Here is a 1,516-nt window from a genome sequence, read left to right as displayed (position 1 = left end):
CGTTGAAGAACTCTTCCTTTTGGTTCGTTTTCTCTTCGAGGAATTTGAGCGGCTGCGTGCCTCTCACGCAGGATTTTCGGCTGTCGGTTGCTGGATGAGCTTTGCGAGCTTTCTAAGGTTCTGGGCGGTGGCGGCGAGGTGGAACTCGTCCCGAGCGCCGCATGGGTCACGTAATCGGAGGCGCCCGAGACCGAGGATGCGCTTGAGGTGGGCAAATAGCATCTCGACCTTCTTTCTGAGCTTGCACGAGATTGCATATTGGTTGGTTTGGGAGATGGCACGAGCCACTTTGCGGGATGGTTCATGGATGGAGTGCGTCGCCTTGCGCTGTGGCTCTTTCGGACAGCATCGGCTTTTAAGCGTGCAGGCGTCGCAGTCGGGTTTGCGGGCGCGGTAACGAAGGATGCCATCCTTGTCTGGTCTGGGCTCCCTCGGCTTTTTGAAAGCCCGGCGATACTGTTTGAGTTCCTTGCCAGCAGGGCAGATATAGGCATCGCTTTCAGCGTCAAACGTGAAGTCGGCGCGCTCGAAGGTCCCATCGTTGCGGCCAGACTTGTCGATGACAGGAATATGTGGGGCGATGCCGTGATCAACGAGCCAACTCAGCATCGGTCCAGAGCCATAGGCTGTGTCTGCGATCAGTCTCTCAGGGTTCAGATCGTGGCGTTCGCGCACCCGGTCGACCATGGTTCGGGTCGCGCCGACCTCAGCCTGGCGGATCGACCGGGTTGCCTCCACGTCCAGGATCACTCCGTTGTCCGTGTCGATCAGATAGTTGGCTGAATAGCAAAATAGGCGGGTCCACCCCGAGCGCCAGCCCATTGAGAGGCTGGATCGGAATGCGAGGTGAACTTCGGCTTCACCGGGCTTGCTGCACCAAAGGCGGCGTCATCCAATGTCTCCAGGTATTCCCTGACAGCACGAGGTGCATCTTCTGAGACGATCTGCTCTGGTGCCCAATCCCGCTGCGGTGAGGAGTTCTGCCGATTGGCGTCGGCTTGAATCAGACTGGCATCCGCAGCGAAACGCTGGCCGCTTGCCAAGCCTTCCTCGATACAGCACGTCACATCCGACTCGAACAAATGCCGCAAAAGATCGCTATCACGGAACCGTCCGTGCCGGTTCTTCGAAAAGGTCGAATGGTCGGGCACCGGATCGGTCAGGTCCAGACGACAGAACCAGCGGTACGCAAGGTTGAGATGCACCTCATCGCAGAGCCGTTGCTCAGATCGAATGCCCATCACGTAACCTATCAGCAGCATCCGGATCATCAGTTCCGGATCAACTGACGGTCGGCCAGTCGAACTGTAGAACGGAGCAAGGTGCCGACGGATATCAGACAGTTCGACGAACCGGCCTATATCTCGAAGAATATGGTATTGCGGGACATGATCCTCAAGCGAGAACTCGTAGAACAGTGACCCTTGTGCTTGCTGCCTTGGCCCCATCATCGCTCATTCTCCCGTTCAGTACGGAAATTGAATCAGCGACTTGTGCGTCAATCAAAGAAGAGTTT

1 pseudogene is annotated in these 1,516 nt (G+C 56.9%); it reads right to left on the bottom strand.

The features are described 5' to 3' along the window. Positions 1-63: 63 nt before the first annotated feature. A pseudogene (locus tag ACR0J8_RS24205) lies at positions 64-1,451 on the bottom strand (IS1182 family transposase). Positions 1,452-1,516 lie beyond the last annotated feature (65 nt).

Source organism: Ruegeria sp. N11, assembly GCF_056531525.1.
The sequence above is the reverse complement of the archived record's forward strand: the minus strand, read 5'-3'. Positions and strand labels throughout refer to the sequence as shown.